General features: G+C 35.1%; 6 protein-coding genes. All 6 read right to left on the bottom strand.

Annotated features, from left to right (window positions below; translation table 11 throughout):
• Window position 1: 1 nt before the first annotated feature.
• The 6 genes from J3U14_RS11325 to J3U14_RS11300 all read right to left on the bottom strand — a co-directional run bounded on the left by J3U14_RS11325 (window position 2) and on the right by J3U14_RS11300 (window position 6,356).
• A complete protein-coding gene (locus J3U14_RS11325; protein ID WP_267351156.1) occupies window positions 2–229 on the bottom strand; it encodes a hypothetical protein in 228 nt (75 codons plus the stop codon).
• 346 nt (window positions 230–575) lie between these two features.
• Entirely contained in the window at window positions 576–1,757 is a 1,182-nt protein-coding gene (locus J3U14_RS11320; protein ID WP_267351158.1) for a serine hydrolase, read from the bottom strand.
• Between the two features lie 14 nt (window positions 1,758–1,771).
• Window positions 1,772–2,878: a peptidoglycan glycosyltransferase MrdB gene (mrdB, locus tag J3U14_RS11315; protein WP_267351159.1), complete on the bottom strand. Its 1,107-nt coding sequence runs from the start codon at window positions 2,876–2,878 to the stop codon at window positions 1,772–1,774.
• A gap of 2 nt (window positions 2,879–2,880) precedes the next feature.
• Complete coding sequence (gene mrdA, locus J3U14_RS11310; protein WP_267351161.1) at window positions 2,881–4,875, bottom strand: penicillin-binding protein 2; 1,995 nt, start codon at window positions 4,873–4,875, stop codon at window positions 2,881–2,883.
• Window positions 4,836–5,852 (bottom strand): PhoH family protein, encoded by a 1,017-nt coding sequence (locus J3U14_RS11305; RefSeq protein WP_267351162.1) that lies wholly within the window; start codon window positions 5,850–5,852, stop codon window positions 4,836–4,838. Before J3U14_RS11305 ends, mrdA begins: the two co-directional genes overlap by 40 nt.
• A gap of 24 nt (window positions 5,853–5,876) precedes the next feature.
• Window positions 5,877–6,356: a zinc-ribbon domain-containing protein gene (locus J3U14_RS11300; RefSeq protein ID WP_065558468.1), complete on the bottom strand. Its 480-nt coding sequence runs from the start codon at window positions 6,354–6,356 to the stop codon at window positions 5,877–5,879.
• Between the last annotated feature and the right edge of the window lie 47 nt (window positions 6,357–6,403).

Below are 6,403 nucleotides of genomic sequence, written 5' to 3'. Positions count from 1 at the left end.
GTTACTCCTTTCCTGATGTATCAAACTGATTAATCAGCTTTCCAACGTTATTTGGGTAATAATGATTTTGGTTGATTAAGTTGGAGTAATTGGGGGCATCGATAATCAGAAAAGAATCAAGAAATTGATGTGATAATGATTGTAAGTTGAGATACAAATCATCATGAAAATGACAGAAATTACCGTAAATAGGTAATCGGTTATCTGATAGCACTAAACAACGAACCACAACTACTCCTTAATATCCATACTATCCCTAATTAACTTTTATTTATGTTATCGATTTTGATAATCTTAATCATTTTACAATGATAAGATCATTCGTTAAGCTAAGCAAGCTTTTGTTAAATAAATTGAAAATATTTTGTTAATAAGGTTAATTTTTTATTGCTATTGATAATGGATACAGTGATGTTAAACGCATTTAAATAAAGTGAATTGACGGCTTTTAATTTTTTAAATATTGAGGAGGAAGGTGAAACTAGAACGGGAGATATTTTTTCATCAAATCATTAATGAAGGGCTATAAATAGAGCGTTTTGCAAGCAAAGCTTGCAAAACTAAAAAAAAATCTATTAATTAAAAATTTTTACAAACTGTAATTCTATCCAATCCCATACAGATCCAAAGAACCCAGTTTCTGCAACATTTTGCAGTGCCACTAATGGTTGTTCATTAATCACTTTGCCATCTAATAAAAATTGTATTTTACCTACTGTTCTTCCTTTCATTATCGGTGCATAAATATAGTTATCAATGACATATTTTATTTGTAGATCAGCTGAACGACCTTTTGGTACAGTAACATAAGCACCGTCTATTGAACCTAGTTGGATTTTATTTTCATCTCCATACCAAATGGATTCAGTAAATAAAGGCATATTCGCTTTTATAGGGTTAGCCGTTTCGAAGAATCGAAAGCCCCAAACTAATAATTTTTTGCTTTCTTCTTCCCGACCTTTATAGGTTCTTCCGCCTAATACTGCCGATATTAAACGTGTATTACCCTCGACAGCAGAGGCAACTAAGTTGTAACCGGCTGCTTGGGTATGACCTGTTTTGATTCCGTCTACATTTAATGTAGTATCCCATAGTAAGCCATTACGATTTAATTGCGGTTTAGAAAGATTATAAGTAAATTCTTTTTCTTTATAAATCGCATATTCATCAGGTAAATCACGAATCAATGCGCGACCTAATAACACCATATCTTTGGCTGTGGTATATTGTCCTGGCGCATCAAGTCCATGTACGGTTTCAAAATGGGTATGTTCCAAACCTATTTTTTTGGCATAGTCATTCATTAAATTTACAAAAGCACCTTGGCTACCTGCGATATGTTCAGCCATTGCAATACAAGCGTCGTTACCTGATTGAATGATGATACCTTTGTTAAGATCCGAAACAGAAACGGTTTTACCCACTTCCAAAAACATTAATGATGATCCTTTTAATACAGGGTTACCCGTTGCCCATGCATCTTTACTGACTACAACCATATCATCATTTTTAATTCGACCTGAGTGTAAAGCTTGACCAACTACATAGCTGGTCATCATTTTGGTAAGACTGGCTGGATCACGTTGTTGTTCAGCGTTATATTCCGCTAAAATTTCGCCTGATTTGGCATCCATTAAAATATAAGATTCAGCATTTAATTGGGGAATAGCTGGAATAGGAAAAGGCATATCAGCAGATGCTGATGTGCAAATTGACAGCATCAAGATAGCAAAAGATAATTTAAATTTCTTTTTCATTTATTTGAATTCCGTTAAATATTTTTAGATAACATATATCGATGTGTGTGAATAGACATCATAATGCCAAAACATGCCATTAAAACGACTAATGATGAGCCACCGTAACTTATTAAAGGTAATGGTACACCAACTACCGGTAAGATTCCACTGACCATACCGATATTAATGAACACGTAGACAAAGAAGACTAAAATCAAACCACCTGATAATATCCGACCAAATGTCGTTTGTGCTTGTGATGCAATAATTAACCCACGAACAATTAAACATAAAAAAAGAATTAACAGAACGATAGTACCAATAAAACCAAATTCTTCTGCAATTACAGAAAAAATAAAGTCAGTATGTCTTTCTGGTAGGAATTCTAATTGTGATTGCGTGCCTTCAAGCCATCCTTTACCCCATATCCCTCCAGAACCAATGGCAGTTTTAGATTGAATAATATGATAACCCGTACCATTTGGATCTCGCTCAGGATTAAAAAGTGTTAACACCCGTTCACGTTGATAATCATGCATTAAAAAGAACCACATGATAGGTAAAAAAGCAGCAATTAAGATGACAGCAACAATGATAAATCGCCAATCAATACCAGCCAAAAAGATAATAAATATTCCTGACATGACAATTAATATAGCTGTACCTAAATCCGGTTGCATTGCAACAAGTAAAGTTGGCACACCAATAATAGCCAAGGTTTGTAATGTGGTTTTTAAAGGTGGAGGACAGCCATCACGATGAATAAATTTAGCAACCATTAATGGCACGGCTATTTTTGCAATTTCTGATGGTTGAAATCGCAATACACCTAAGTCTAACCATCTTTGTGCGCCTTTACTGGTGTAACCAAAAATATCAACAAACAGTAAAATGATAATACAAAAAATATAAAGATAGGGAGCCCATTTTTCATAGGTTCGAGGTGAAAATTGAGCTAAAAATATCATGATAAAAAAACCAAGGAGTATTTGTATCACTCGCTTTTGTATCATATCGATATTTTGCCCACTCGCACTCCAAAGTATATATAAGCTATAACAGAGTAGTAGCGTTATAAATAGAAAAAAAAGGGGATCAATATGTATCTTTTGCCAAAAAGATTTTTTGATGTTATTCATAATTAATTTTCATATCCTGTATCTTGAGCTGCGTCATCGAGATCAGTGGAGTGATTGCCTAATAGATAAAAATCAAGAATTTTGCGTGCAACCGCACCACCATTTGAGCTTCCGCCCCCCCCATTTTCAAGTACAATAGCCAATGCTATTTTGGGTTTATCGTAAGGCGCATAAGCAATAAATAATGCATGATCACGTAAATGCTCGGGAATATTGTTCGCATTATAAGTTTCGTTTTCTCTTAAACCATACACTTGTGCTGTTCCTGATTTTCCTGCTGCTTGATATTGAGCGCCAGCATACACTTTACGTGCTGTTCCTCGTGAACCAAACATCACTCTATACATCCCTTCTTTCGCTAAATCCCAATAATTTGTTTTAACTTCTGTTAAATTATTTGGCTGTTCAAATTGAACGGGATCAATGTGAAACTGATCTTCATTGGAATTTAAAATATCACTCTTTTTATACAGTAAAAAATGGGGGGTATAAGTTTTTCCATTATTAATTAAGATAGTTAATGCTTTTGCCATTTGCATTGGTGTTGCAGTCCAGTATCCTTGACCAATGCCAACAGGGATAGTGTCTCCTTGTAACCAGGATTTTTTATGACGTTTACTTTTCCATTCTCGACTTGGCATAACAGCGCGTGTCTCTTCACTTGGTGACATATCAATTCCGGTGCGTTGACCATAGCCAAATTTAGTCATCCATAAACTTAAACGATCAATCCCCATATCATAAGCAACTTGATAAAAATAGGTATCTACTGATTCTTCTATCGCTTTTAGTACATCAACCCGACCATGTCCCCATTTTAGCCAGTCTCGGTAACGTCTTTCAGTTCCCGGTAATTGCCACCATCCAGGATCGTTAACCACGCTTTTGGGCGTTACAACCCCTTCACTTAATGCAGCTACAGAAATAAAGGGTTTTACGGTTGAAGCAGGTGGATAAGCCCCCAACAAAGCCCGATTAAATAATGGTTTGTTCGGATCATTGAGTAATTCATTATATTTTGCACTTGATATCCCTCCAACAAAATCATTTGAATCATAACTAGGGCTTGAGACCATCGCTAGGACTTCCCCGTTATTGGGATCAATCGCCACCACAGCAGCTTTGCGCCCAGCAAGAAGTTTTTCGATGTAAAGTTGTAATTTGAGATTTATTGATAAATAGATATCTTCGCCTGCTTGCGGTGGATGCTGTTCAAGCAGTCGGACGATACGTCCGCGACTATTAACTTCAACTTTTTCATAACCAGCTGTGCCATGTAATATGTTTTCATAATAGCGTTCAATGCCCATTTTTCCGATATTGAGCGTCGCAACATAATTACTGGTTTTATTTTCTTCTTCTAACCGCTTTTTATCTTGGCTATTTATTTTTGAGATATACCCCAGAATGTGAGTTAGTGATGCACCATAAGGGTAATAGCGGTGTTGTATTTTAACAATTGAGGCAAAAGGAAATCTGTGTTGATCGACAACAAATCGTGCAATTTGTTCTTTACTAAGGTTATCTTTTAGCGGAACGGGTCTGTGAGCGCGATAATTTCGTCTTTCTTTTTGGAAATTTTCAATATCTTCATCTGTCAAATCAACCACTTTTTTTAATTGTTCAAATTGTTCATTCAGATTTTTGGTTTTATCAGGAATAATGTTTAGTTGATAGGTGATATTATTACTGGCTAATGGCGTTCCATTACGGTCATAAATCATGCCGCGACTAGGAGGAATAGGTATAATTTCGATACGATTATTATTTGATTTAGTACTGTAATAACTAAAATTAGCAATTTGAAGATCCGCTAAATTCACTAATAAAATAATAATCAAAAAGATAATTACCACAAAAGCAAACAAAGCTCTACGCAGGAATAAGTTTGTTTCTGCTGAATGATCCCGAATATTAGTTCGCTTTTTTTTTGTTGTAATAGGGATAATAATACTCCTTAAATACTGCTTTTTAATTGATGCTCTTGTTGTTCCCATTGTTCATAAGCGTTGACAATTCTGGCAACTACCGGATGACGAACAACATCTTCACTATTAAAAAAGTTAAAACTAATTTCATCAACTTGGCTTAAAACTTCAATTGCATGACGTAAACCGGATTTTTGGTGACGCGGTAAATCAATTTGAGTGATATCCCCTGTTATAACAGCTTTTGAGTTAAAGCCAATGCGTGTTAGAAACATCTTCATTTGTTCTATTGTGGTGTTTTGGCTTTCATCGAGAATAATAAATGCATCATTTAGAGTACGACCACGCATATACGCTAGTGGCGCAACTTCAATCACGCTTTTTTCAATCAGTTTTTCGACTTTTTCAAAACCCAGCATTTCAAATAGCGCATCATAAAGTGGGCGTAAATACGGGTCGACTTTCTGGCTTAAATCACCTGGTAAGAATCCAAGTTTTTCACCCGCTTCAACAGCGGGTCGAGTCAGTACTATCCGACGAATCTGTTGCTTTTCTAGTGCATCAACAGCAGCTGCCACCGCTAAATAGGTTTTACCCGTTCCCGCAGGCCCAATACCAAACGAGATATCATAATCTAAAACATGCGCAATATATTGAGCCTGATTGGGCGTTCTTGGTTTGATTACCCCACGTTTTGTTTTAATCATCACCATTTTACTTCCATGCTGATCAGTATAAGCAGGAAGATGTTCTTTCATTTTTTCAAGCGCACCGGATTCTTTTATTGCTAAATGAATGTGTTCGGGTTCAATATCAATAATGTTGTTTTTGGTTTTAGTTTGTTGATAAAGTGACTTTAAAATCTGATCGGCTGCGTTAACACAAATCTGATCACCGGTAATCAAAAATAGATTACCTCGATGATTAATTTCAATACCAAGTCGACGTTCAAGTTGTTTTACGTTGTCATCATGAGGGCCACAAAGACTATTTAATCTTTGATTATCATCTGGTTCAAGCACGGTTTGATGTGTAATAATTTTCAATGATAAGCCCTCTAATCATTCATGTTAATTGCTAAGATATCCTTCACATAAAGGACATTTTTCAACACCTTTTAAAAATTCCTTTTTACAATGATGACAAGTAACAATATTTCCCGATACTATCTGATCAACCAGTTTTGTAGCCTGTTGTTCATCTAATCCTTGCGTTTTTAGTTTATTGATCATCATTGAGATTGGTGTACCACTTTTTAATTCTTGCTCAACATCCTGACCAATTTCTTCTTCTAATGTAGGCGGTACATATTTTAAAACATTTTCATTATATTCTGAATGACAATGATTACATCTAATGTATCTTCCTAATGTTTGAAAACTGAATATTGGTATAAAAAACAATGTAAAATATCTTGCCACTTTAACTTGCGTATATTGTTGTTGTTTTTCATCAGTTTTGATGTTTTGCTGTGTACAACAACTAGGGCAATTAAATTGCCCTGTTTTTTCGTTTACTTCACGACCTCTCGAGCCGAATATAATAAGCATTTTTTTCTTTCCTTTCCATTATGATAAAATATTATTTTTTTAATAAT

This window comes from Gilliamella sp. B3801, from assembly GCF_026536645.1.
Classification (GTDB): Bacteria; Pseudomonadota; Gammaproteobacteria; order Enterobacterales; family Orbaceae; genus Gilliamella; species Gilliamella apicola_I.
This window is presented reverse-complemented; position numbering and strand designations above follow the sequence as displayed.

Bases quoted from the DNA above. Each gene is read 5' to 3' on its own strand.
- J3U14_RS11320 (WP_267351158.1), bottom strand. From the start codon at position 1,757: ATGAAAAAGAAATTTAAATTATCTTTTGCTATCTTGATGCTGTCAATT.
- mrdB (WP_267351159.1), bottom strand. From the start codon at position 2,878: ATGAATAACATCAAAAAATCTTTTTGGCAAAAGATACATATTGATCCC.
- mrdA (WP_267351161.1), bottom strand. From the start codon at position 4,875: ATGGGAACAACAAGAGCATCAATTAAAAAGCAGTATTTAAGGAGTATT.
- J3U14_RS11300 (WP_065558468.1), bottom strand. From the start codon at position 6,356: ATGCTTATTATATTCGGCTCGAGAGGTCGTGAAGTAAACGAAAAAACA.